Source organism: Lelliottia sp. AC1 (genome assembly GCF_023278595.1).
Classification (GTDB): domain Bacteria; phylum Pseudomonadota; class Gammaproteobacteria; order Enterobacterales; family Enterobacteriaceae; genus Enterobacter; species Enterobacter nimipressuralis.
Window position 1 is genome coordinate 2,071,066 of sequence record NZ_CP025699.1, and the last position, 21,874, is coordinate 2,092,939.

The 21,874-nt window shown below is 54.6% G+C and carries 23 protein-coding genes and 1 pseudogene; 16 read left to right on the top strand and 8 right to left on the bottom strand.

Annotated features, from left to right (window positions below):
- Positions 1 to 689 precede the first annotated feature (689 nt).
- A complete protein-coding gene (locus C0560_RS09830; protein ID WP_248860135.1) occupies positions 690 to 1,532 on the top strand; it encodes a hypothetical protein in 843 nt (280 codons plus the stop codon).
- Here the strand turns inward: C0560_RS09830 and C0560_RS09835 are convergent.
- Positions 1,522 to 1,818, bottom strand: a complete 297-nt coding sequence (locus tag C0560_RS09835; protein WP_107703664.1) for a putative quinol monooxygenase — start codon at positions 1,816 to 1,818, stop codon at positions 1,522 to 1,524. The genes C0560_RS09830 and C0560_RS09835 overlap by 11 nt on opposite strands.
- A gap of 124 nt (positions 1,819 to 1,942) precedes the next feature.
- Here C0560_RS09835 and umuD point away from each other — a divergent pair, with 124 nt between their 5' ends.
- The 3 genes from umuD (at position 1,943) to C0560_RS09850 (ending at position 4,618) form a co-directional block, all read left to right on the top strand.
- Positions 1,943 to 2,377, top strand: a complete 435-nt coding sequence (umuD, locus tag C0560_RS09840; protein WP_100780333.1) for a translesion error-prone DNA polymerase V autoproteolytic subunit — start codon at positions 1,943 to 1,945, stop codon at positions 2,375 to 2,377.
- The gene (gene umuC / locus C0560_RS09845) at positions 2,361 to 3,623 is read left to right on the top strand and encodes a translesion error-prone DNA polymerase V subunit UmuC (RefSeq protein ID WP_100780332.1); all 1,263 of its coding nucleotides are present in this window, start codon (positions 2,361 to 2,363) and stop codon (positions 3,621 to 3,623) included. The genes umuD and umuC overlap by 17 nt, the downstream gene beginning before the upstream one ends.
- 62 nt (positions 3,624 to 3,685) lie before the next feature.
- Complete coding sequence (locus C0560_RS09850) at positions 3,686 to 4,618, top strand: zinc-dependent alcohol dehydrogenase family protein (RefSeq protein WP_248860136.1); 933 nt, start codon at positions 3,686 to 3,688, stop codon at positions 4,616 to 4,618.
- Here C0560_RS09850 and C0560_RS09855 read toward each other — a convergent pair.
- On the bottom strand, positions 4,605 to 5,639 hold the full coding sequence (locus C0560_RS09855; protein ID WP_100780330.1) for an AI-2E family transporter: 1,035 nt from the start codon (positions 5,637 to 5,639) through the stop codon (positions 4,605 to 4,607). The two genes, C0560_RS09850 and C0560_RS09855, sit on opposite strands and share 14 nt — an antisense overlap.
- 430 nt (positions 5,640 to 6,069) lie before the next feature.
- Here C0560_RS09855 and mdtJ point away from each other — a divergent pair, with 430 nt between their 5' ends.
- The 3 genes from mdtJ (at position 6,070) to C0560_RS09870 (ending at position 8,994) form a co-directional block, all read left to right on the top strand.
- On the top strand, positions 6,070 to 6,432 hold the full coding sequence (mdtJ, locus tag C0560_RS09860; protein ID WP_248860138.1) for a multidrug/spermidine efflux SMR transporter subunit MdtJ: 363 nt from the start codon (positions 6,070 to 6,072) through the stop codon (positions 6,430 to 6,432).
- Positions 6,419 to 6,748 (top strand): multidrug/spermidine efflux SMR transporter subunit MdtI, encoded by a 330-nt coding sequence (mdtI, locus tag C0560_RS09865; RefSeq protein WP_100780328.1) that lies wholly within the window; start codon positions 6,419 to 6,421, stop codon positions 6,746 to 6,748. The genes mdtJ and mdtI overlap by 14 nt, the downstream gene beginning before the upstream one ends.
- Before the next feature lie 83 nt (positions 6,749 to 6,831).
- Positions 6,832 to 8,994, top strand: a complete 2,163-nt coding sequence (locus C0560_RS09870; protein WP_248860139.1) for a bifunctional diguanylate cyclase/phosphodiesterase — start codon at positions 6,832 to 6,834, stop codon at positions 8,992 to 8,994.
- A gap of 1 nt (position 8,995) precedes the next feature.
- Here the strand turns inward: C0560_RS09870 and C0560_RS09875 are convergent, their stop codons facing one another.
- The 3 genes from C0560_RS09875 to C0560_RS09885 all read right to left on the bottom strand — a co-directional run bounded on the left by C0560_RS09875 (position 8,996) and on the right by C0560_RS09885 (position 12,127).
- Positions 8,996 to 9,817, bottom strand: coding sequence for a serine protease (locus tag C0560_RS09875; RefSeq protein ID WP_100780326.1), 822 nt, complete (start codon positions 9,815 to 9,817; stop codon positions 8,996 to 8,998).
- A 277-nt stretch (positions 9,818 to 10,094) separates the two neighbouring features.
- Positions 10,095 to 10,493, bottom strand: coding sequence for an acid resistance repetitive basic protein Asr (asr, locus tag C0560_RS09880; protein ID WP_095281884.1), 399 nt, complete (start codon positions 10,491 to 10,493; stop codon positions 10,095 to 10,097).
- 149 nt (positions 10,494 to 10,642) lie between these two features.
- Positions 10,643 to 12,127 carry a carboxypeptidase M32 gene (locus tag C0560_RS09885; RefSeq protein ID WP_123428095.1) on the bottom strand — a complete coding sequence of 495 codons (1,485 nt, stop codon included), beginning with the start codon at positions 12,125 to 12,127 and terminating at the stop codon, positions 10,643 to 10,645.
- Positions 12,128 to 12,528: 401 nt separating this feature from the next.
- On the opposite strand from C0560_RS09885, the pseudogene C0560_RS09890 reads away from it, so the two are divergent.
- Positions 12,529 to 13,275, top strand: a pseudogene (locus C0560_RS09890) (SDR family oxidoreductase).
- A gap of 95 nt (positions 13,276 to 13,370) precedes the next feature.
- Here C0560_RS09890 and C0560_RS09895 read toward each other — a convergent pair.
- Entirely contained in the window at positions 13,371 to 13,835 is a 465-nt protein-coding gene (locus tag C0560_RS09895; protein ID WP_123428091.1) for an NUDIX hydrolase, read from the bottom strand.
- A gap of 111 nt (positions 13,836 to 13,946) precedes the next feature.
- On the opposite strand from C0560_RS09895, the gene C0560_RS09900 reads away from it, so the two are divergent.
- From C0560_RS09900 to C0560_RS09910, 3 genes are all read left to right on the top strand, one after another.
- Positions 13,947 to 14,351 (top strand): SgcJ/EcaC family oxidoreductase, encoded by a 405-nt coding sequence (locus C0560_RS09900; protein WP_248860144.1) that lies wholly within the window; start codon positions 13,947 to 13,949, stop codon positions 14,349 to 14,351.
- 53 nt (positions 14,352 to 14,404) lie between these two features.
- Complete coding sequence (locus C0560_RS09905) at positions 14,405 to 15,091, top strand: hypothetical protein (protein ID WP_248860146.1); 687 nt, start codon at positions 14,405 to 14,407, stop codon at positions 15,089 to 15,091.
- Between the two features lie 114 nt (positions 15,092 to 15,205).
- On the top strand, positions 15,206 to 15,571 hold the full coding sequence (locus tag C0560_RS09910; protein ID WP_326493396.1) for a nuclear transport factor 2 family protein: 366 nt from the start codon (positions 15,206 to 15,208) through the stop codon (positions 15,569 to 15,571).
- A 40-nt stretch (positions 15,572 to 15,611) separates the two neighbouring features.
- Here the strand turns inward: C0560_RS09910 and C0560_RS09915 are convergent, their stop codons facing one another.
- Positions 15,612 to 16,214, bottom strand: coding sequence for a helix-turn-helix domain-containing protein (locus C0560_RS09915; RefSeq protein ID WP_123428085.1), 603 nt, complete (start codon positions 16,212 to 16,214; stop codon positions 15,612 to 15,614).
- Positions 16,215 to 16,257: 43 nt separating this feature from the next.
- Between C0560_RS09915 and C0560_RS09920 the strand changes: the two genes are divergently transcribed.
- Together C0560_RS09920 and C0560_RS09925 are read left to right on the top strand one after the other, a co-directional pair.
- Entirely contained in the window at positions 16,258 to 16,968 is a 711-nt protein-coding gene (locus C0560_RS09920; protein ID WP_248860147.1) for a B3/4 domain-containing protein, read from the top strand.
- A gap of 75 nt (positions 16,969 to 17,043) precedes the next feature.
- Complete coding sequence (locus C0560_RS09925; RefSeq protein WP_248860149.1) at positions 17,044 to 17,388, top strand: DUF1294 domain-containing protein; 345 nt, start codon at positions 17,044 to 17,046, stop codon at positions 17,386 to 17,388.
- Positions 17,389 to 17,398: 10 nt separating this feature from the next.
- Here C0560_RS09925 and C0560_RS09930 read toward each other — a convergent pair whose 3' ends face one another.
- A complete protein-coding gene (locus tag C0560_RS09930; RefSeq protein ID WP_248860151.1) occupies positions 17,399 to 18,652 on the bottom strand; it encodes an MFS transporter in 1,254 nt (417 codons plus the stop codon).
- Between the two features lie 121 nt (positions 18,653 to 18,773).
- On the opposite strand from C0560_RS09930, the gene C0560_RS09935 reads away from it, so the two are divergent.
- The 3 genes from C0560_RS09935 to bioD all read left to right on the top strand — a co-directional run bounded on the left by C0560_RS09935 (position 18,774) and on the right by bioD (position 21,849).
- Positions 18,774 to 19,682 (top strand): LysR family transcriptional regulator, encoded by a 909-nt coding sequence (locus C0560_RS09935; protein WP_100780287.1) that lies wholly within the window; start codon positions 18,774 to 18,776, stop codon positions 19,680 to 19,682.
- A gap of 118 nt (positions 19,683 to 19,800) precedes the next feature.
- On the top strand, positions 19,801 to 21,021 hold the full coding sequence (mlc, locus tag C0560_RS09940; protein ID WP_100780286.1) for a sugar metabolism global transcriptional regulator Mlc: 1,221 nt from the start codon (positions 19,801 to 19,803) through the stop codon (positions 21,019 to 21,021).
- Positions 21,022 to 21,153: 132 nt separating this feature from the next.
- Positions 21,154 to 21,849 carry a dethiobiotin synthase gene (gene bioD, locus C0560_RS09945; RefSeq protein ID WP_123428077.1) on the top strand — a complete coding sequence of 232 codons (696 nt, stop codon included), beginning with the start codon at positions 21,154 to 21,156 and terminating at the stop codon, positions 21,847 to 21,849.
- Positions 21,850 to 21,874 lie beyond the last annotated feature (25 nt).

The window sequence follows — 21,874 nt, forward strand, 5'->3', positions numbered from 1 at the left end:
CTTGGCATTGCTCAAGTCCTCCAAACGTTGTCTTGTTAATTCGTGCTGTGAAATATGCGTGGAGAGTGATTACAAGTCAACTTTCTGAAACTGCGGTTTAATTTGTATTAAATCCGTTAAAAACGCGCCTGGTTTTTGTGCTGATTTTCATTTGAAAGGGGAAAGACTTGAGTATGGAAAGTGTGCAAAACAGCGGAAAATAATCATCCGGTTTTGCATAGTGTGTAAACGCTTCCATTCTCGGGGTGGGGTCCTGCGTGAGAGCTTCTGGCTTAATCATAAATCTGCTCAATGAATTACAGGGATGTAAACAATTAAACATCACCTCAACGTGGGATCTTTACCTATGCAATAAAATGCTTTTTTATGCACTTAAAAATCGGAAAGTCCCATTTTTCGCCGATAGTGCGCCTGAGAGAGGGCGCGAAAGATGTAACATTTCTGCAAAGAACGGTTGCAAGAGCGGGCGTAAAAACAGCATAAAATTCTGAAAAAGTTTTATTTTAGTGAGTTTGTAGTGTCTATTTTTTATGTGAAGTGATGATTTTTATTTATGTTAGTGTGCTGTGTTTTTTATTGTAGTGTGCATGAAGTGTAAGTTGTGTCTGCAAAGGGATACTGGCAATTAACAATCCCATTATTAATCTGTGTTATCCTTTGCGGATTGGCGCTATCAGGAAGTCATCGGCATGTATCACCTTTTCTTGGAATTCGATAATCTTGAACCCGGCGTGAAGTCTGTCGAAGATCTGAAGTATGTCATCCGTGATGATAAGCACACCGCCTTTGTGATGAGTGCGGTGGTAGCCAGATTTATCAAAGATGCGTTGATCATGAACCACACTATCATCAGTCTGAAGAACTGCCGTTTCGCCTTTGCGAACGGGGCAGAGTTCGTCGAATTTGACAGCAAAGGTCGGTCAGGGCGCTTCACCGACACACCGGACTGGTTCATTACACCTGGCACGTTTGCGCGCTCCCAGTGGCTGGTGAACCATGAGCTTCACGATCTGATGACGCCGCAGTTTATCTCTACCTTTCTGGAAATGTTCTCCGATGTGAAAAAACGTCGGGAGCACTGCAATCTGCTGTTTGATTTGCAGCTCGAAGAAAGCCCTCAACGCGGGAGAAGCGGTGCGAAAGCGGCCAGCAAAACCCGTGGCTCCACGAAACAGAAGATTTCTGATTTAAGCTCATTTGAATTATTCAGCCAGTTCTTTAACCGTCTCAAAAAAGCGGTCGAGGCCAACCAGTTTCCCACGGTGCAGGTGCTGACGGGCATCGACGACGTCGCCAAAGTGCCCGCCACGCTGAAGAGCGCCGTGCGCACCTGGTTTAAAGCGATTTCGTCCGAGCTGCCGCCCAACAGCAAAAGAGTGGGGGCCGGTAATCCCGAGCTGTTTTGCGCGCCGGTTCGCGCTCAAATCCAGCACATCGAAGCCTACGGCGTTGAGCGTTATTACAAGAAGCTGTCGAAGGCGATTGCCGAAGGCGGCGAGCGGTATATCGCTGATTTCACGTTTAAACTGTAGGGCTGAAACTGCCCATCAGAATAAAGGTTGGCGCTTTTCGCTGGTGCTGGTTAATCATCGGCACCAGCCGTCTGAAGTGTTCGCTCGCGCAATGCGCATCCAGCGCGGCGCGATCCGGCCACTCTTCGATAAAAACAAAATGCCCGGCATCTTTCTCGTCCACATATAAATCGTAGGCAATGCACAGCGGCTCCCGTTTGGTGGCCTCCACCAGCGCGCGGTAGAGCGGGAGTACGGTCTCAATGGCTTCCGGTTTAATAAAATCTTCCGCGATGACTTTCAGCATGATCTCTCCTTTTTAAATTCCGTGTGACTTCAACGGCTTCATTTTCGCGGGCCAGAATCGACTTGATCTGATCGCTAAATGCATAATACTGTATTTATATACAGTTATTATCGGGTTGGCTATCATGAATCCTGTTTTTTCATGTGAACATAAAGAAATCATCGAATTACCACTTTTCCTGGAGCGCGTCCCGTGCGGGTTTCCCAGTCCCGCGCAGGATTATGTCGAAGATCGTCTCGATCTGAACAAACTGCTCATCGCACACCCCAGTGCGACCTATTTTGTGAAAGTGAGCGGAGATTCCATGATCGGCGCAGGGATTGGCGACGGGGATCTGCTGGTGATCGATCGATCGTTAACGGCGGAACATGGCGATATTGTGGTGGCGGCGATTGCGGGGGAGTTCACCGTGAAAGAGCTGCGCACCCGCCCGTACCTCCATCTGCTGCCGCACAACAAGCACTATTCTCCCATCGTTTTCCAGTCAGAGGACGAGCTGCAGCTCTTTGGCGTGGTAACGCACACCGTGAAATCGCACAAACATGTTCGCGCTCGTTGACGTCAACAGCTTCTACACCTCCTGTGAGACGGTGTTTCGCCCCGATCTGCAGGGCAAACCGGTGGTGGTGGTGTCCAACAACGACGGATGCATAATTTCCCGCTCGGCAGAAGCCAAAAAGCTCGGCATCAAGATGGGCGCGCCTTACTTCAAGATCAAAGACGAACTGCGGCGGCAAAAAGTGGCGGTGTTTAGCTCCAACTACGCCCTGTATGCAGACCTGAGTCATCGCGTGATGACGATCCTGGCGGAGATGGCGCCTGCGATTGAAGTCTACTCCATCGATGAGGCCTTTATTAATGTCTCCGGCGTGGCCAACTGCATCGCGCTTGAGACGTTTGGCCGTCAGATCCGCGAGCAGATCCTGAAAAATACCGGGCTGACCGTTGGCGTCGGTATCGCGCCGACCAAAACCCTCGCCAAGCTGGCCAACTTTGCGGCCAAAACCTGGCGCAAGACCGATGGCGTGGTGGATCTGTCCGATCCGGATCGTCAGCAAAAGCTGCTCGCGCTGGTGCCGGTGGGCGAAGTGTGGGGCGTGGGGAGGCGCATCGGCAAAAAACTCAATCAGATGGGCATTGAAAACGCGCTGCAGCTGGCGGAGTGCTCAACCTGGGTGATCCGTAAACATTTCAATGTGGTACTGGAGCGCACGGTGCGTGAGTTGCGCGGCGAGCCTTGTCTGGAGATCGATGAATTTGCGCCAGCGAAACAGCAGATCATCTGTAGCCGCTCCTTTGGGCACCGTATTACGGAGTACCGCGAGATGCAGCAGGCGGTGTGCGCTTACGCGGAACGTGCCGCCGAGAAGCTGCGGGCAGAAAAGCAGTTCTGCTGCGTGATCAGCGTGTTTATGCGCACCAGCCCGCACGCGGAAAATGAAGTGTTTTATGGCCCTCAGGCCAGCGGTCGTCTGGCGATCCCGTCGAATGACACGCGCGATATCATCCGCGTCGCCAGCCATGCGCTGGAGCGGATCTGGCAGGACGGTTTTCGCTATATGAAAGCGGGGGTGATGCTGAGCGATTTTTTCAGCCAGGGGGTCGCGCAGCTGAATTTGTTTGATGAATACCAGCCGCGAAACAACAGCCAGGCGCTGATGCAGACTATCGATCGGCTCAATCTCTCCGGGCGCGGAACGGTCTGGTTTGCCGGTCAGGGCAGCCAGAAAAGCTGGGCGATGAAACGCGAAATGCTGTCGCCGGGGTATACGACACGCTACGCCGATTTGCCTGTGGCAAAATAGTCGTTTTCCCTCGTCGCGCGAGACAGTAAGCTCGTGCGGTTTAACTCTGCTCGGGGCCGCTGATGAACAACGTTGCGCTAATGTATCGCCGTTTTGGTGAGCCGGAATCGGTGCTGCACCTGGAATCCTCCGTCTGCGGGCCGCTGACTCCCGGCCAGTTACGGGTGCAGATGCTGTTCGCGCCGGTCAACGCCTCGGATCTGATTCCCATCACCGGGGCTTATCGCCATCGCACGCCGCTGCCTGCCATTGCAGGTTACGAGGGGGTTGGGGTGGTGATTGACGGGCCGCCCGACTGGACCGGTAAACGGGTGCTGCCGCTGCGCGGACAAGGAACCTGGCAGCAGGTGGTGGATTGCCCGGCGGATCTGGCGGTTCCTGTGCCCGACTTTATCGATTCCGTGCTTGCCGCGCGCGCGTACATCAACCCGCTGGCCGCGCAGCTGATGTTGAAACACTCTCCGCCACGAGGAAAACGCGTGCTGCTGACGGCCGCCGGATCGGACTGTGCGCTCCTGCTGGGGCTGTGGGCGCTTCAGGCGGGGGCCGAATCCGTGTACGGCATTCATCGTTCAATGGTTCACGCCGACCGGCTGGCAGCGCGGGGGATCACGCCAATATCGCACCATGACACGGCGGCGATCCACGCCATCGCCAAAGAGACGGATATTGTCTTCGACGCCACGGGTGGCGAGGTGGCCGAGCAGATCCTGAATACGCTGCCTGCGGCAGGCGTGTTTGTCAGCTACGGTCTGCTGTCCGGGAAGCTGTTCCGGCAACAGCCGCAGGTGCGCTGGTTTCATATCCGTAATTACCTGGCGGGAATGAGCGTGGTCGAGTGGCAGGGGGAGTTTCGTGAAATCTGGCCGAAACTGCAGGCCAGCCACGGCGGCGACGCCACGCTGTTTTCCCTTACAGAGTGGCGTCCGGCGCTGGCGTATTACCGCGAGGCGGGCAGGATCGCGAAGCCGGTGTTTGCGATCAGCGATGGCTGACGTCGCTCAGCAAAACGGCAATACTCTGGCCGCCCACCGTCTGCTCGAGGGCAATCTTCACGATAATGGTCAGCGGCACGGAGAGCAGCATCCCGACCGGGCCGAGCAGCCAGCCCCAGAAGATCAACGATAAAAAGACCACCAGCGTGGACAGCCCCAGCCCACGTCCCATCATGCGCGGTTCGAGAATATTGCCGAACACCAGGTTTATCACCAGGTAACCCGCCAGCACGATCAGGGCATCGTACAGTCCGCTAAACACCAGCACCTGAGCGATAGGGGGGATGGCGGCCAGCACCGAGCCAATGTTGGGAATATAATTGAGCGCAAAGGCCAGCAGCCCCCAGACAAACGCGAAGCGCACGTCCAGCGCGGCAAGCATGGCCCACGCCACCAGACCCGTCACAATACTGATGGCCGTTTTCAGCACCAGGTAGCGCGAAACACTGTCCAACGCCCGCTGAATCGCCTCCATCCCCTCAACCGGGCGGGACATCATCTGCTGCAACTTCACGGGCAGCTGCGGCACTTCAATCAGCATAAACACCACCGTCAGCAGCAGCAGGAAAATCGAGGTCATCGCGCTCGAAAGCTGTGACAGCAGCGCCGTCACCAGCGTCATGGCGGCATTGGGGTCGATGTACTTCAGCAACTCTTCTACGGAGACTTCAATCCCGGCGCGCTGCAGCCAGGGTTCGAGATGCTGTAACGGCACGACCAGCGAGGAGCGGTACTGCGGCAAGGTGCGCGCCAGCTCGTTCAGGGAGGTGCCCAGATACGCCACCAGCAGCACCATGGCCAGAATAATCACCGTGATAAGCAACGTAATCGCCAGCACCCGCGGGACGCGCAGGCGCACCATACGCTGCACCAGCGGGTTGAGGATCACGGCGATAAACAGCGCCAGAATAAAGGGCACAATGATGTCGGCGGCAAAACGTACCCCCGCAAGAATGATCACCAGCATGCCGAGCATGATGACAATTTTCAGTCCGTTCAGTGTAATGATGGGCTTAGCCATGTGAGTTCCCGCGTGACGCTTTTTATTTATAATAATGATAATAACGGCAACGCGCATTTTATATGCGAACGAAAATAAAACGGGCAGGGTAAAGAATTGAAAATGTTTTGAGTAAATCCTTAGCTTATGGTACAAATCAGGCGTGTTTAACTACCGAGGACAATTTTCATCCGCAATGACGAGAAGCAATACCGCGGATAATTGTAATATTATGGACAATCTGTTCAGGACGTACTTTTCAAATAACATCGCTGTATTTTCCACCTCCCTCTGCCTGCTGTCCGGTGAGCAACACTGGCGCAACGCGCTATAGTCCCGTCTTCTGCCTGAGCTGACGCCATGCGTCTGGCTATCTGATTTATTTCATATTTTTGGGTTTGTCGTTTTCGACAAGCTGCAGTGATTTATATTCTCATGCAGGAGAAGTACCATGTTTTACTGGATATTGTTAGCCCTGGCCATTGTCGCTGAAATTACCGGAACCTTGTCGATGAAATGGGCAAGCGTCAGCGATGGCAACACCGGATTTATTTTAATGCTGGTGATGATTTCCCTTTCGTATATTTTCCTGTCGTTCGCGGTTAAAAAAATCGCCCTCGGCGTGGCGTATGCGTTGTGGGAGGGGAGCGGTATTCTGTTAATCACGCTGTTCAGCGTGATGTTATTTGATGAAACCCTGTCAACGATGAAAATTGCCGGTCTGACCACCCTGGTCGCGGGCATTGTGCTGATCAAATCGGGCACCCGCAAAGGCAAAAAACAGCCACAGGAGCCAACTCATGCAACAGTTTGAGTGGGTACATGGGGCGTGGCTGGCACTGGCGATTGTGCTGGAAATCGCCGCCAACGTATTCCTGAAATTTTCTGATGGCTTCCGCCGTAAAGTCTACGGCCTGATGTCAATCGCCGCAGTGCTGGGAGCGTTCAGCGCGCTGTCCCAGGCGGTGAAAGGGATCGATCTTTCCGTGGCCTACGCCCTGTGGGGCGGTTTCGGTATCGCCGCAACGCTGGCGGCGGGCTGGATTTTGTTCGGTCAACGTCTGAACCGTAAAGGCTGGATTGGCCTGGTCCTGCTGCTCGCCGGCATGATCATGATAAAACTGGCCTGATGTGATCGCTGCCTGTATTTACGGGCAGCGAAATTCGCTACCTGTATTACTCTTAGAAAGAAGTGCTTTTGAGAGGGCGGCGAATGTATAACCCATTAAGCTGGCGCAATATTCCCACCGCGAAAACCCTGTTTGTCATGATTTTTATGGCCGGGATCGGCCTGATCGTTTCCATTATCGCGCTGCTTTACCTTTCCCTGCACCTCATCAGCAGTAAAACCAACGAAATAGATGAACACCGTTCGGCGCTCTCCGTACAAGGGGCGATCCAGACGTCGGCCAACCGCGTCTGGTCGCTGGTGATTGATAATGCCGTCTGGGATGATGCCGTTCGTGAGGTTTATCCCCCGGTGCTGAACACCGAGTGGCTGTACAATACCTGGGGGGCAGGCTTTAAAATCAATAATTTGTACGACGGCACCTTCGTGCTGGACGAGCATTTCAATGTGTTGTGGGGGTCGTTTCAGAGCAAAGCCTTCCACGAGAAAAACCTCGATTTTTTTGGCAATGGCCTGAAGGCGCTGATTCGCGATAACGCCGACGCGCTGCGCGCTGAGAAAAATATCTACGCCGGGATCACCCGCACGCGCCAGGGGGTAGCGTTTGTCGGCATTGGGCTAATCCGCCCGATGATTGGCCGCCTGCAGGTGCACAACGATGTGCGCCGTTACCTGGTGATCACCCGCCACCTGAATCCGCAAATTCTGAGCGATCTGGGCAATACCTTTCAGATTGAAGATCTCAATTTCACCGTCGATCACACCAGCATCGCCAGCGTTCCGCTGAAAAGCTCGGCGGGCGAGCTGCTGGGCTATCTCAACTGGCAGCCGCGACTGCCCGGTGCGCAGGCGGCCAGCGCCGCGTCGAACGACATCACGCAAATTGTTACCCTGGCGGCGGGGCTGATCCTGCTGTTTATTCTGCTGAGCAGCGTTGGGCTGTATAAACTGGCGCGCGGAGAAAATCAGGCCCGGCGGGTGGCGCGGACGGACTGGCTGAGCCATCTGCCCAATCGCCGCGCCCTGATTGAGGAGCTGGAGCGGGTAAGTTTGCGCGGCGATATTGATGTCAAAAGCGTGGTCTTTATCGATCTCGATGGTTTTAAAGATGTGAATGATATTTACGGTCACGACGTGGGCGACGACCTGATCATCATGATGGCCGGCGCCCTGCGTGAACGGGTGCCGGAAGGGGGCATGCTGGCCCGCATGGGGGGCGATGAATTTGCGATGTTGATTGGCGGTGACCATTCACAGGCGCAGGCGGCGGCGTTTGCCAATAACGTGCTCGAATTCCTGAGTGCGCCCCTGCGCCTCGGTGAGCGCACCATTCACATCAGCGCCAGCATCGGAATTGCCAGCGGCACGCTGATCGAGTGCACCAGCTCGGAGCTGTTCCGCCGGGCCGATATCGCCATGTATCACTCGAAAATTACCGGCAAGGGCCGCGTCACCCAGTATGACGCTGAACTGAACAGCGTGCGCGAGCAGCAGCTGGCGATTGAAAATGAGATCCGCAGTGGCATGGAACGCGACGAGTTCGACATCTGGTATCAGCCGATTATCGATGCGCGTAGCCAGAAAATGACCAGCGTCGAGGCGCTGCTGCGCTGGCCACGGCGTCCGGCGGGGGAACTGGGACCGGATGTGTTTATCAGTATCGCCGAGACCAGCGGCCTGATTTATGGTTTAGGGCAGTTTGTCCTGCGCCGCGCCTGTCAGGATCTGGAGCCTTTCGGTGATTTGAAGCTGTCGGTAAATATCTCTCCGGCGCAGTTTCGCGATCCCGAATTTGAGGACAAAGTGGCGCAGGTCATTGAAATGACGCGTTTCCCGGCTACGCGTCTGCAGCTGGAAGTGACGGAAACCTACGTGCTGGAAAACCCGGAGCGCGCCAGGGCCGCGATCTCGAATCTTAAAGCGCTGGGCATCGCCGTCGCGCTGGATGATTTCGGCACGGGCTACTCCAGCATCGGTTATTTGCGCCGTTTTAATTTTGACACCATCAAGATCGACAAATCGCTGGCCGGGCTGGTGGATAACGACGAACAGGCGGCGGCGCTGGTGAGCGGCACCGTGCGGATTGCAAGTGCACTGGGGATGGCGGTGGTGGCCGAAGGCGTGGAAAACGAAAAGCAGATGAAACTGCTGCGCCTCGCGGGCTGCGACCAGTTGCAAGGGTTCTGGTTCAGCCAGCCGATGCCCATCGAGGCGATTATAGAATTACGTGAAATCAAATATGGCTGAGCTATTCCTGCGCCAGCGCTTCCAGTTTTTCCCGAAAACCGGTCACGGATAACGCCCGGTTATCGGCGCGCCAGCGGTCTTTGGCGGCAGGCGCTGAACTTTGTACGCCAATCAACTGCCAGCCGCCGTCGGTTTTCAGCATCAGCGGAGAGCCGCTATCGCCCGGCAGCGTATCGCACTGGTGGGATAAGACGCTGTTTTGCGCCCAGCCGGTGACGATGCAGTCCGTGTGGGTGTAGAGCGAATCCAGGTGATCGACGGGATAACCCGACTGCGTGACTTTACGGTCGGCGGCTTTTAAGGCTGCCGTCAGCGCCGCTTTGTCGCCATCAAACAGCGGCAGAGGGGTGATCCCCGAGGGCGGATAGCGCAGAACAATCAGACCAAAATCCCACTCGGCTGCCGCCGGCGGCACAATCCAGCCGTCGCCGTCCGGCTTTAAGCGTTTGCCTAACGACGGATCGACACGACCTTCGATGCCGTGGATCTCATAGCGCCAGAGACCTTTTTGGGAGATAAAACGCAGCGCAACGGCTTTGTCCGGCTTGCCTTTCGGTGGGATCAGTAAGCAGTGCCCGGCGGTCAGGGCCAGATGAGGTGAGATCAGGGTTGCGGTACACAGGTTGCCGCTGGCGGTTTCCAGCTGCCCGATGGCATCCCAGGGCGCCCCGGTCGGATCGGTGACACGCGTGCGGTCATCATGACCAAAGAACAGCGTTTTGATCTCTTTGGCAGCCATGGCGCTATCATCGCCATCGTCTGCATGTGCCAGGCCTGAAAAGAGACAGAACGTTCCCAGTAACAACACAACAGTTTTCCGCATATCACACTCTGGTGGGGTAATTATGATTATAAAAAGTTGAACCCTATGAAAATACTATAGACGGGACGGCGTTAAAGTGGGAGTAAAATCAGCGTGCTACAATCAGGAAAGATAAAACATGCTGGCGATAATCGCGCATAAAATAAGCGTGATAAGAATGAACTCAAACCGATAGCGCCGCAGCATACGCCCTCCGGATAAAAAAACGGCGCCGATAAATACAGCTCAGCGCCGGTTTAGCAACGTGCCCGCGAGGGGCACGGTTTAGCGAGTGCGATTACGCAGCAGGCTGTGCAGCTGGTTTAGCCGCTTCGTGTTTTACTGCTTTTTTGTGATGCTTTTTAGCAGCCTGAGCTTTCTGCTCTACAGCAGGTTTAGCAGCGGCTTTCTTGTGGTGTTTTTTCGCAGCCTGGGCTTTCTGCTCAGTTGGCGCAGCCGTAGTGGTGGTGGCGGCTGGTTTGGTTGCTGCTTTTTTGTGGTGCTTTTTAGCGGCCTGAGCTTTCTGCTCTACAGCGGCTTTCTTGTGTTTTTTGTGGTGTACAGTTTTTGCTGGCGCCGCTTTCGTGGTCGCAGCAGCAGCCGGAGCTGGGGTAGCAGACGTTGCAGCATCAGCAGCAAACGCAGCAGAAGACAGACCCATAGCAGCGGCAACAACCAGAGCTAATACTTTTTTCATTCTCATACCCTCGAATTTGGTTTCTCATTTAACCCCACTGCGGGGCCGTTGAAATAACTATATCCTTATGAATTCGAGGCTTCCGTGAGTCATTGGTATCGGCGTGTAACGGAATGTACAGCGCCGGGTACACGCCCCGGCGCCGGGGATTACAGATAGCGGGAGGTGAGGTGGTCGCGGAAGTAGCGGCTGTTAAGATCTTCACCCGTGGCCTGGGTAATCAGCTGCGAAGTGGTGAAGCGGCTGCCGTGCTGCCAGATGTTCTGGTTCAGCCAGTCAAACAGCGCCGAGAAATCACCCTCCGCAACAGAGGACTCCAGCCCCGGCAGTGCCGTTTTCGCCGCACTGAACAGCTGTGCGGCATACATCGCCCCCAGCGTATATGACGGGAAGTAGCCAAAGCCGCCGTCGGTCCAGTGGATATCCTGCATACAGCCGTTGCGGTAGTTATCTTTTGTCGACAACCCAAGCCACGCCTGCATTTTCTCGTCCCACAGGGCCGGGATGTCGTCCACTTCGATTTCACCGTTGATCAGCGCGCGTTCAATTTCGTAACGCAATACCACGTGCGCCGGATAGCTCACTTCATCCGCATCAACACGGATATAGCCCGGTTTCACGCGCTGGTTCCAGGCGATGAAGTTCTCTTCACTAAACGCCGCCTGACTGCCAAAGCGGGCATGTACCGCCGGGAGCAGATGTTTCAGGAACGCATTGCTGCGGCCCAGCTGCATCTCGAAGAACAGGCTTTGCGATTCGTGGATGGCGGTGGAGCGCGCCAGAGCGACGGGCTGGCCGAGCCAGTTGCGCGGCAGATTTTGCTCATAGCGCGCATGGCCGGTTTCGTGCACCACGCCAAACAGAGCGCTCAGCAGCTCGTCTTCATCGTAACGCGTGGTGATGCGCACATCTTCCGGCACGCCGCCGCAGAACGGATGGGCGCTGACGTCGAGACGCCCGGCATTAAAATCGAAGCCCAGCATTTTCATCGCTTCCAGCCCCAGATCACGCTGAACGGCGGTCGGGAAAGGGCCTTGTGGCGGAACGAACGATTTTTGTGACTGCTTCTCTACCACTTGCGCCAGCAAGTCTGGCAGCCAGGATTTCAGATCGCCAAACAGCACGTCGAGGCGGGCGCTGGTCATGTCTGGCTCGAAGATATCAAGCAGAGCGTCGTATGGGGTGCAGCCCTTGGCTTCGGCACGCAGACGCGCCTCTTCACGGCTGAACTTCACCACCTCTTTCAGGTTGGCTGAAAAACCCTGCCAGTCGTTAGCCGGACGCTGGGTGCGCCAGGCGTGTTCACATTTGCTCCCGGCCAGCGACTTGGCTTCCACCAGCGATTCCGGCAGCAGGGAGGCCTGCTGGAAATGGCGCGTCATCTCGCGCAGGTTGGCGCGTTCAACGTCATTAAGATCTTCACTTTCGGCAGCGGCCAGCCAGTCGCCCACTTTTTTATCCGTCAGGATTTGATGCTGTAACACGCTCATTTCCGCCAGTGCTTCCCCACGTGCCTGGCTCCCGCCCGGCGGCATCATGGCGAACATGTCCCAACTGGCGATGGAGGAGAGATGGGAGAAACGGGAGAGACGCTGGAACGTGCGGGTGAGTTGTTGGTAGTTGTTGTTATTCATGAGGTCCTCGTGTCGGAATCGGGCGATGGTTCTGGCAATGTAACAGATATGCGCGTTTCTGACACGACGGTGAGTTAATCAACAGTGAATATTCATCTCATGGCGTATTCATGAATTTCAGCGCTGAATTGTGGAGTATATTGTCTGGCGGGGGCAGGGCTGTCGTTATAAATTATTTAAAATAAACCTTATCTTCGGTTAATTAATATTTTATATCTGTATTGAAACATGAAAAAGCGACATGTTTTTATTTCTCGTCAGTAGAACAGGGCCTCAAAGGGGGATGTGTTAATTAACATGTTGTTTTGTATAAGATCGCACAAACGGGAAGACGTCTCGCTGTACTAACCTGCACTATCTCCGTCAACGTTTCATGGATTGCCAATACAGGAGCAGGTTGAATGTTGCGAGGTAAATGAGCGGTTGTCACCGGAGGTGGCAGTGGGTTTGGTCAGGCATTGGTGGTCTGGCTGGCTCGCGAAGGGGTTGACGTGGAATTTTGCGCGCGACGGCCAGAAGATATTCAGACAACCTGCGGTATCGTCTCAGCAGAAGGCGGGAAGGCAAGGGGCTATGTCTGTGATTTAACCCATGTGGCATCCATAGAAGAGTTCGCAGGGCTAATAACAAATTCAGATGCACCGGTCGATATCCTTATTCTCAACGCCGCACAATGGTTGTCCGGGGAATTAGAGGATCAACCCGCATCAGAATGTGTTACTACCATTAACTCTGGTCTTACAGGCTCGATTTTACTCACTCAGGCTTTACTTACCTGCTTAAGACGTTCCAGCTCGGCTGATATTATTTCCATCATCTCAGCATGTGGTATTCCTGGCTTTACAGATTCAATTGCACATCCGGCATTTTTTGCGAGTAAGCATGGTCTGAGCGGTTTTACGCAGACGCTGTCACACCAGCTTGCGAAGGAGAATATTCGCGTCACCGGTCTGTATCCACCCGATTTTGAAATGACCGATTTAAATGAACTGCCGAATGGCACGGTTAAAATGGGTGAGGCGTTGTTGAACGGGCGTTCAATCTGGGAAGCGGTACGTTTTGTATTGTTACAGCCCCGAAGCTGTCATGTGAGTACCCTCTATTTTCAGGGACCTACGCGGGAGAATGTAGTACGCCGAAACGGATAATCCCAGGTGGTCATCTGTCTCTGCTTTTCATTTATAACTTCATGCATTTTACTTTTCGCAGACCTGGCTGCGGGTGCCAGGCGCGGATATCAGCGTCATTTTCCAGCAGTAAACACAGCTGAACCTTCAAGTATTTCAATGATCAAATCGGCTGGAAGGATGATTTCAGTGGTCTGTCTCAGCTCTTCGATTGTCCACCAGTGGTGCTCGCGAATGACGTTCTTTTCATTGCTGCTCCATCCTGAGCGGTCGATATCTGATTGATCTGCATGAATAATAAAGAAACGCTCTTCGGCGAGAACAGTCTCCCCACTCGGCAGCATCATTTCGAAGGTTCGGGAAGCTGTCTGCGGACCTGCTGAGTCTCTTGTCAGGCCTGTCTCTTCACGTAATTCGCGCAACGCAGCCTGCTCGAAAGATTCATTGTGCTCAAGCCCTCCACCGGGCGTTGCCCAGTAGGTCTTTCCACGCAGAGCGTCATCGTTATGGCAGAAGCAAAAGAGCAAAACGCGATTCTCAGGCGAAATAACGATCAACCGGGATGACGGGCGAGTGCGCACAAAGCCTCCTGAAATAACGTGTTAATCTCAACAACTCATAAAATATAGTAGCTATACATATACACTGAGTTACCAGGTAATACAGGTGGGACACTTTACAGGATAATCATTATGCACTCACATCCGTTACGTCAGGTTATTGAATCTTGTGACAGAGCAATTTCCGCTAAAGACTTTGATTCTCTGATGCAGAATTACGCTGAAGATGCTGCTCTGGTGGTGAAGCCGGGATTAACCGTCACCGGTAAAGAGAATATCCGCAAAGCGTTTATTGCCATCTCTGATTATTTTCAGGATCAACTTATTGTTGAGCAGGGAGAGATGCAGGTTATCGAAGGGGGCGGCAATGCGCTCGTTATTATGGAAACTGTACTTCGCTTTCCTGATGGCAAGGGGGGAACGGTCGAAATCACACGTCGTGCGACCTATGTTTTCAGGCGGGAAACGGATGAGCGTTGGCTGTGTACAATCGATAATTCCTATGGCACCTCTCTGTTAGATCCTGAGACGGCCTGAAGAGAGGAGGTACAGTGAAGGGAACTCAGCCCTCTCGCCCTGGCAGGTCTGCTATGAACGCCACCCGTCTGCAAAATGCGTACAGCGTGACGAATGAGAAAACCCTCGCGCTCTGGCGGGAAAACCCTGCTATCGGGGAAATCAGGAAAGAGCGTTACTACGATCCTGACAAACTGGCGCTTGCAACGGGCATACAACCATCACTGCCCGAGCCTGTGGTATGCCTCATTCGCGAACTGGAGCAACGCACGGAGGGCGATCGACTGGCCGACGTTCTTCCTGTCAGTAGCGTCCATTTTACCTTTCTGCCTCTGACTCTGCCGCTGTATGAAGAAAAGGAGCCGCTGCCTGAAAAAACAGGGCAGTTGACCGATATCTGGCGTAAATATCAGGGAAAGCACATTGTGATCCGGCATCTAAGGCTGGTGGCACTGCCCAGTCAATTGCTGCTGGCTGGTATCCCCGATGATCCCGCCATTGCCCTGCGCCAGTCATTCTGCGAGAGCGTTTTAGATTCCCAATGGAAAGATGAGCTGCTGCTGCGTCATACGGGCAGCCCTTTGCCCGCACCGTTCTGGCACAGCACGCTGTTGCGATATAGCGCAGCGTTTTTACCCACGCAACTGCGCGAGTTTTTTGTCCGGCATCAGACGGTCGATTTCGGCGAAGTTTCGGGAGCGTTGGCGTTAGCGAGAGTTAACTATAACTGGACTAAGTGCTTAATAAATAAGTTCGAATGATGTCAGTGGTTGAAAAATGTTTAGCAACGGGCACTAATCAGATTGTTGATATCAGGTTATCGCATTCGTTAACTCTGGCAGCTTTAATACCAGGTGACAGGAATTTCAACGAGGATGAACGCCATGCTGCTGGAAAAGCTAAAAGCACTTGAATGCACTCTTCATGGGATCAAACGGAACGACCTTGAATGGCTTGAGCACATACTTCATCCTGAGTTCAGGGAAATTACACGTTCGGGCGTCCTGGTGACTCGTGAGGAGACGATAGCGTCTCTGATGGGTGAAGAATGTGTCCCGGCCATTCTCAGCAACGACTTTCGCCTCATCAGCATTCGCGAGGATTTTGCCATCTTGCATTACAGGACGTTTCATCCGGAGGGTAGTCGCGTTTCCCTTCGTTCATCGTGCTGGGCGCGTTCTGATAATGGGCAATGGAAGTTAGTTTTTCATCAGGGAACCCCGGAGCCGAAGAACGTTTAGACGCGGAACAGTAAAGTCTGCTATGTGCTCAGAGCAGCACTTAGGATGCTTTTTCATGTACTGTCATGATGAATGTGAGTGAACTTTCACCCCGGTTCTCATAGAAATGCGGGACGTCGGTTCTGGCCGTTGCTGAACAGCCGGTATTCACCGAATACAGGTGCTCCTGTACGCCAAGCGTAAGCGTCCCCTCTTGTACATAAAACAGTTCAAGCGTTCCCTGCGGATGACCGGGTGAAGCAAATTTTTCCCCTGGCTGCATTTCCCACATCCATAGCTCGGTCATATCGGGGCCGCCGGATCCTGCGAGCAGTCGTGCTCTTCCCCCGTTTTCGCCATTCCAAAGCTCAGGGATCTCATCTTCAGCGATGAGATGCACGGTCGGTTTGGAACTGACATCAACAAAATCCGCTACTGAAACGCCCATCGCAGCAGCCAGGCGGCATAGCAGGGCGATGCTGGGATTTGCCCTGCACCCCTCAATCTCAACCAGAGCGCCCTTACTGACGCCCGCCCGGCGGGACAGCTCATCGAGTGATATTTTCTTTTGCTTACGGTACAGCTTAATCCGCTGCGATACGGCTTCGTTAACGGTATTCATAATCGCATTTGGGTCGGTCATTAAATTGACTTTTTTGGTCATTGGTCATTATCATGGAATAAATTGGTCATTACAGGATTATCACGTGTTCATTGTCTCTCCGTCAATTGCCCCAGAGGTTTATGGTATCGCCCCCGGTTTCCGGGCTCTGAGTCTCTGTGTACAGGCCGCCCCGGTACGTAACCCGCGCGTTGGTGAAATCGCTCTGCAAGAAGCCTGCGAAGCCGTTCTGGCTGGAAGCCCTGCCTGGGCCGAAGCACATTTGGCCGCGTGGGCAGAAGTGTTTCAGGGATTTGGTGCCAGGCCAAAACGCACGCCGTGCTCAGCTGATGCGCTGCGTAAGCGCGTTCTTCGCGACGGCGCAATGCCCGCTCTTGATCCGGTCGTGGATCTCTATAACGCCGTCAGTCTGAAGTATGCCGTTCCGGTTGGGGGAGAAAATATCGCTGCCTATCAGGGGGTGCCACGGCTGGTTGTGGCAAAAGGCACAGAACCTTTTGATACTGTCAAAGAGGGTGAACCCGCAGTTGAATACCCTTCGCAGGGAGAAGTTATCTGGTGCGATGATGCCGGAGTGACCTGCCGCCGCTGGAACTGGCGACAGGGGATCAGAACTCGCCTGAGTGTGGACGCGCAGCAAATGTGGTTCATTCTGGAGAGTCTGCCGCAGATGCCCCTGGAAAAGCTTCATGAAGCCGGGAAGATGCTGACAGACGGCCTTGAAGAAATGATGCCGGGTGTAATGATTGACGTGGCTTTTATAGAAGATGCTAAACAGCCAGCTCCAGGTTTATGACATCCGTTTCGCCCTGACAGCGCGACCCCGTATAATGCCGCACAACTTACCGTAATAACGACCGTGACCGCGCCTATGAATCTCAATCGCTTCTGCTACTTGCTCCTCATCGTTTCAGCGATCGGAAGCATGTTTACCGCCCATCCCATTGCCAGCTGGCTCCTGCTCGCCAATGTGCTTACGCTGGTGATCTATGGCGTGGATAAAACGGCGGCGCGCAAGGGCTGGCGCAGAGTGCCGGAATCTACATTGCTGGTGTTTGGCCTTGTGGGAGGATGGCCAGGCGCGATGGCGGGCCAACAACTCTTCCGCCATAAAACGCAAAAGCAGCCGTTCAAAACCAGGTTCATCATCAGTGTGATTGTGAATATCTCAGCGCTGGTGGCGGTGTACCAGCTTTCCCATTTCGCGCTCGTTTGAAGCATAACCGTCAGTGCAGACGTTTATGCAGGCTCGCCCCGACCAGCAGCGCGGCGCACAGCATCAATGCAATAAATCCCCCAACACCATTCCAGCCATAGTTGTGCCAGAACACGCCGCCGAGAGTCCCGGCGATGCTGGAGCCCAGGTAGTAGCTAAACAGATAGAGTGATGACGCCTGGCCTTTGGCGCGACGGGCGCGCGGGCCGATCCAGCTGCTGGCGACGGAGTGCGCGGCGAAGAAACCAGCGGAGAAGAGCAGCATTCCGGCGAAAATGACCCACAGGGGAGAGAGCAGTGTCAGCAGCAGACCCGCGAGCATTACCCCTGTCGAGACCAGCATCACCGGCCCTCGACCGAAGCGTGCGGTCATCGCGCCTGCTTTCGGCGAGCTCCAGGTCCCGGTGAGATAGGCCACGGAGAGCAGGCCGACAAAGGCTTGGCTCAGATGCCATGGCGAGAGCATCAGGCGATAACCGATATAGTTAAACAGGGTGACGAACGACCCCATCAGCAGGAAGCCCATCAGAAACAGACGCGGCAGACCCTGGTCGCGCCAGTGCAGGCGGAAGTTGATAAACAGCGTTTTTGGCCGCAGGGAAGTAGGGCGGAAATGGCGTGACGCCGGAAGGATACGCCAGAACATCAGCGCTGATGCCAGGGCAAAGCAGCCAATCACCGCAAGCGCGATGCGCCAGTTAAACAGATCCGTGAACACCCCGCTCAGTAGGCGTCCGCTCATGCCGCCAATCGAGTTCCCGCTGATGTACAACCCCATTGAGAAGGCAACAAAACTCGGGTGGATCTCTTCGCTGAGATAGGTCATTCCGACCGCCGCCACGCCGCTCAGGGACAGCCCAATCAGAGCGCGCATCACCAGGATCCCGTGCCAGCTGGTCATCATTGTCGAAAGCAAAGTACACACCGACGCGAGCAGCAGCGCGGTCACCATCACCGGTTTGCGTCCGATGGCGTCGGAGAGCGGGCCGGTAAACAGCAACCCGACCGCCAGCATCCCGGTTGAGATCGACAGGGAAATACTGCTGCTGGCGGGCGAGACGCCAAACTCATGAGAGAGAACCGGCAGGATCGGCTGCACGCAGTACAGCAGGGCGAAGGTCGCAAGACCGGCGGAAAACAGCGCCAGCGTGACGCGCATAAATTGGGAAGTACCACGTTTGATAAACTGGTTCGGCGCGGGTGCTGCGGGTAAATCATCAATGTCGCTTGCCGGGGCGATATCAACGGTAGATGTACGACTCACACTCATTCCTTGCTTAAACATCCCCGTGATTTCTGGTGACGGGTATGACCACAAGATCAGAGTAGGAAATTGTAAATATTCTGTCTAATATATTAATAATCTCAAATGATACGTTAAACATATGAATATCGAGCTGCGCCATTTACGCTACTTTATCGCTGTTGCTGAAGAACTCCATTTTGGCCGGGCGGCCGCGCGGCTGAACATCTCCCAGCCGCCCCTGAGCCAGCAGATCCAAATCCTTGAGCAGCAGGTTGGCGCACGTTTGCTGGCCCGCACCAACCGCAGCGTCAGCCTGACGGAGGCGGGAAGGCAGTTTTTGGCCGACAGCCGACAAATACTGAGCCTGGTCGATGACGCCGCCGCGCGCGCCGAACGTCTGCATCTGGGTGAAACGGGCGAACTGCGCATCGGATTTACCTCTTCGGCGCCGTTTATCAGCGCGGTGTCGGATACCCTGTCGTCGTTTCGCCGCCATTACCCCGATGTGCACATCCAGACGCGCGAGATCAATACGCGGGAGCAGATTGTCCCGTTGAATGAAGGTTCGCTGGATCTGGGGCTGATGCGCAACACCCATCTGCCCGATACCCTGGCCTGGGAAGTAATCCTGCGCGAGCCGCTGCTGGCGATGATTCCTCGCGATCACCCGCTGGCCGAACTGGACTCAGTAACGCTTGCCCAGCTGGCGCAGGAACCCTTTGTCTTTTTCGACCCTCATGTCGGGACCGGGTTGTACGACGACATTCTTGGCCTGATGCGCCGCTACGGGCAGGCGCCGGTGATCACCCAGGAGGTGGGCGAGGCGATGACCATAATCGGTTTAGTCGCGGCGGGGCTGGGGGTATCGATTCTTCCGGCGTCATTTAAACGTGTGCAGCTGAGCGAAATGCGCTGGGTGGCGATTGCCGAAGAGGATGCCGTCTCTGAGATGTGGCTGGTATGGCCAAAACACCATGAACAGAGCCATGCGGCACAGCGTTTCAAAAACCAGCTGATTGCAGCCTCAAAGCGGCCAATAATGGCCTGAAAAAGGGCGAAAAATGTGCGGCAAATCACATGGCTAAGTTTAAATTTGACGATTGCCTGCGAAGTGCTTCACCATAGCCCAAAGTTTATTTCGAAGCGCGAAAATAAGGATGTAAGAGGTGGTTGCTGATAGTCAGCCAGGACATATTGATCAAATTAAGCAGACCAATGCGGGTGCGGTGTATCGCCTGATTGATCAGCTTGGCCCGGTCTCGCGTATCGATCTTTCCCGACTGGCGCAGTTGGCGCCAGCCAGTATTACCAAAATAGTGCGTGAAATGCTGGAAGCGCATCTGGTTCAGGAGACGGAAATCCAGGAGCCGGGCAGCCGTGGCCGTCCGGCGGTGGGGCTGGTGGTGGAAACTGAAGCCTGGCACTACCTGTCGATTCGCATCAGCCGCGCGGAAGTGATTCTCGCCCTGCGCGATCTGAGCAGTAAGCTGGTGGTCGAGGACCGTCTCGAACTGCCGCTCCAGTCAGAGCAAACCCTGCTTGAACGCATCATTGCCCATATCGATCAGTTTTTTATTCGCCACCAGCAAAAGCTGGAGCGGTTGACGTCCATTGCGATCACCCTGCCGGGAATTATTGATACGGAAAATGGAATCGTCCACCGCATGCCGTTTTATGACGACGTCAAAGACATGCCGCTGGGTGAAGTGCTGGAGAATCACACCGGCGTACCGGTCTACATTCAGCATGACATCAGCGCCTGGACGATGGCCGAGGCGCTGTTTGGCGCCTCTCGCGGCGCGCGTGACGTGATTCAGGTGGTGATTGACCACAACGTCGGGGCGGGCGTGATTACCGATGGCCGCCTGTTGCATGCCGGGAGCAGTAGCCTGGTGGAAATTGGTCATACGCAGGTCGATCCCTACGGCAAGCGTTGCTACTGCGGCAACCACGGCTGCCTCGAAACCATTGCCAGCGTCGAAAGCGTGATGGAGTTGGCGCAACTGCGTCTTAGCCAGTCGATGAGCTCGTCGCTGCACGGCCAGCCGCTGACCGTCGAGTCTTTGTGCGGCGCGGCGCGGCAGGGCGATCTGCTGGCGAAAGACATCATTACCGGTGTGGGCAATAACGTCGGGCGTATTCTGGCGATTATGGTGAATCTCTTTAATCCGCAAAAAATCCTGATTGGCTCGCCGCTGAATCAGGCCGCCGAGATCCTGTTCCCGGCGATTTCTGACTGCATTCGTCAGCAATCCCTTCCGGCCTACAGTAAAAATATGGTGGTCGAGAGCACGCAGTTTTCCAATCAAGGCACCATGGCCGGTGCCGCGCTGGTGAAAGATGCCATGTATAACGGTTCGCTATTGATCCGCCTGCTGCAGGGATAACTCTTTTTCGCTGATCTCATAAAAATTGCGCTATCTCAATCTGGACCGACGGCGCATACCTTAGACTCACTCCACTGAATTATTTACTTAGTTTATATTTTCAAAGCATATGCCCAAAAGGTGGAGTGAGTGATGCTTAAGCGTTTCTTTGTAACGGGTACTGATACTTCTGTCGGTAAGACGGTGGTGTCCCGCGCTTTGCTGCAGGCCCTGGCGGCAGGCGGTAAGAGTGTGGCAGGGTATAAACCGGTCGCGAAAGGAAGTAAAGAGACGCCAGAAGGACTACGCAATAAAGATGCGCTGGTGCTACAAAGTGTCTCAAGCCTTGAGCTGCCTTATCAGGCCATCAACCCGATCGCGCTGAGTGAAGACGAAAGTAGCGTGGCACACAGCGGTCTTATCAATTATTCCCTGTTGTCCAACGGGCTGGCGAACCTCAGCGATAGCGTCGATCACGTGGTGATCGAAGGCACCGGCGGCTGGCGCAGCCTGATGAACGATCTGCGTCCGTTATCGGAGTGGGTGGTGCAGGAACAATTGCCGGTGCTGATGGTTGTCGGTATTCAGGAAGGGTGCATTAACCACGCGTTGCTGACCGCGCAGGCCATTGCTAATGATGGTTTGCCGCTGATTGGTTGGGTCGCTAACCGCATCAACCCCGGTCTTGCCCATTACGCCGAAATCATCGACGTATTGAGCAAAAAACTGCAGGGGCCGCTGGTGGGTGAACTGCCGTATCTGCCGCGCGCTGAGCAGCGCGATCTGGCGCGTTACATCGATCTGACGATGCTGGACAGCACCTTTTCCGTTGAGAAGGTCGTCGCGTAACGTCGAAACCGGGCAGCAGTCCTGA

Excerpts from the sequence above, each read along its gene's own strand:
- mdtI (WP_100780328.1), top strand. The coding sequence starts at position 6,419 with ATGCAACAGTTTGAGTGGGTACATGGGGCGTGGCTGGCACTGGCGATT.
- asr (WP_095281884.1), bottom strand. The coding sequence starts at position 10,493 with ATGAAAAAAGTATTAGCTCTGGTTGTTGCCGCTGCTATGGGTCTGTCT.
- C0560_RS09830 (WP_248860135.1), top strand. The coding sequence starts at position 690 with ATGTATCACCTTTTCTTGGAATTCGATAATCTTGAACCCGGCGTGAAG.
- C0560_RS09900 (WP_248860144.1), top strand. The coding sequence starts at position 13,947 with ATGCACTCACATCCGTTACGTCAGGTTATTGAATCTTGTGACAGAGCA.
- C0560_RS09855 (WP_100780330.1), bottom strand. The coding sequence starts at position 5,639 with ATGGCTAAGCCCATCATTACACTGAACGGACTGAAAATTGTCATCATG.
- C0560_RS09935 (WP_100780287.1), top strand. The coding sequence starts at position 18,774 with ATGAATATCGAGCTGCGCCATTTACGCTACTTTATCGCTGTTGCTGAA.
- C0560_RS09905 (WP_248860146.1), top strand. The coding sequence starts at position 14,405 with ATGAACGCCACCCGTCTGCAAAATGCGTACAGCGTGACGAATGAGAAA.
- C0560_RS09850 (WP_248860136.1), top strand. The coding sequence starts at position 3,686 with ATGAACAACGTTGCGCTAATGTATCGCCGTTTTGGTGAGCCGGAATCG.
- umuD (WP_100780333.1), top strand. The coding sequence starts at position 1,943 with ATGAATCCTGTTTTTTCATGTGAACATAAAGAAATCATCGAATTACCA.
- C0560_RS09925 (WP_248860149.1), top strand. The coding sequence starts at position 17,044 with ATGAATCTCAATCGCTTCTGCTACTTGCTCCTCATCGTTTCAGCGATC.
- C0560_RS09870 (WP_248860139.1), top strand. The coding sequence starts at position 6,832 with ATGTATAACCCATTAAGCTGGCGCAATATTCCCACCGCGAAAACCCTG.
- C0560_RS09835 (WP_107703664.1), bottom strand. The coding sequence starts at position 1,818 with ATGCTGAAAGTCATCGCGGAAGATTTTATTAAACCGGAAGCCATTGAG.
- C0560_RS09915 (WP_123428085.1), bottom strand. The coding sequence starts at position 16,214 with ATGACCAAAAAAGTCAATTTAATGACCGACCCAAATGCGATTATGAAT.
- C0560_RS09885 (WP_123428095.1), bottom strand. The coding sequence starts at position 12,127 with ATGAATAACAACAACTACCAACAACTCACCCGCACGTTCCAGCGTCTC.
- mdtJ (WP_248860138.1), top strand. The coding sequence starts at position 6,070 with ATGTTTTACTGGATATTGTTAGCCCTGGCCATTGTCGCTGAAATTACC.
- C0560_RS09875 (WP_100780326.1), bottom strand. The coding sequence starts at position 9,817 with ATGCGGAAAACTGTTGTGTTGTTACTGGGAACGTTCTGTCTCTTTTCA.
- bioD (WP_123428077.1), top strand. The coding sequence starts at position 21,154 with ATGCTTAAGCGTTTCTTTGTAACGGGTACTGATACTTCTGTCGGTAAG.
- umuC (WP_100780332.1), top strand. The coding sequence starts at position 2,361 with ATGTTCGCGCTCGTTGACGTCAACAGCTTCTACACCTCCTGTGAGACG.
- C0560_RS09910 (WP_326493396.1), top strand. The coding sequence starts at position 15,206 with ATGAACGCCATGCTGCTGGAAAAGCTAAAAGCACTTGAATGCACTCTT.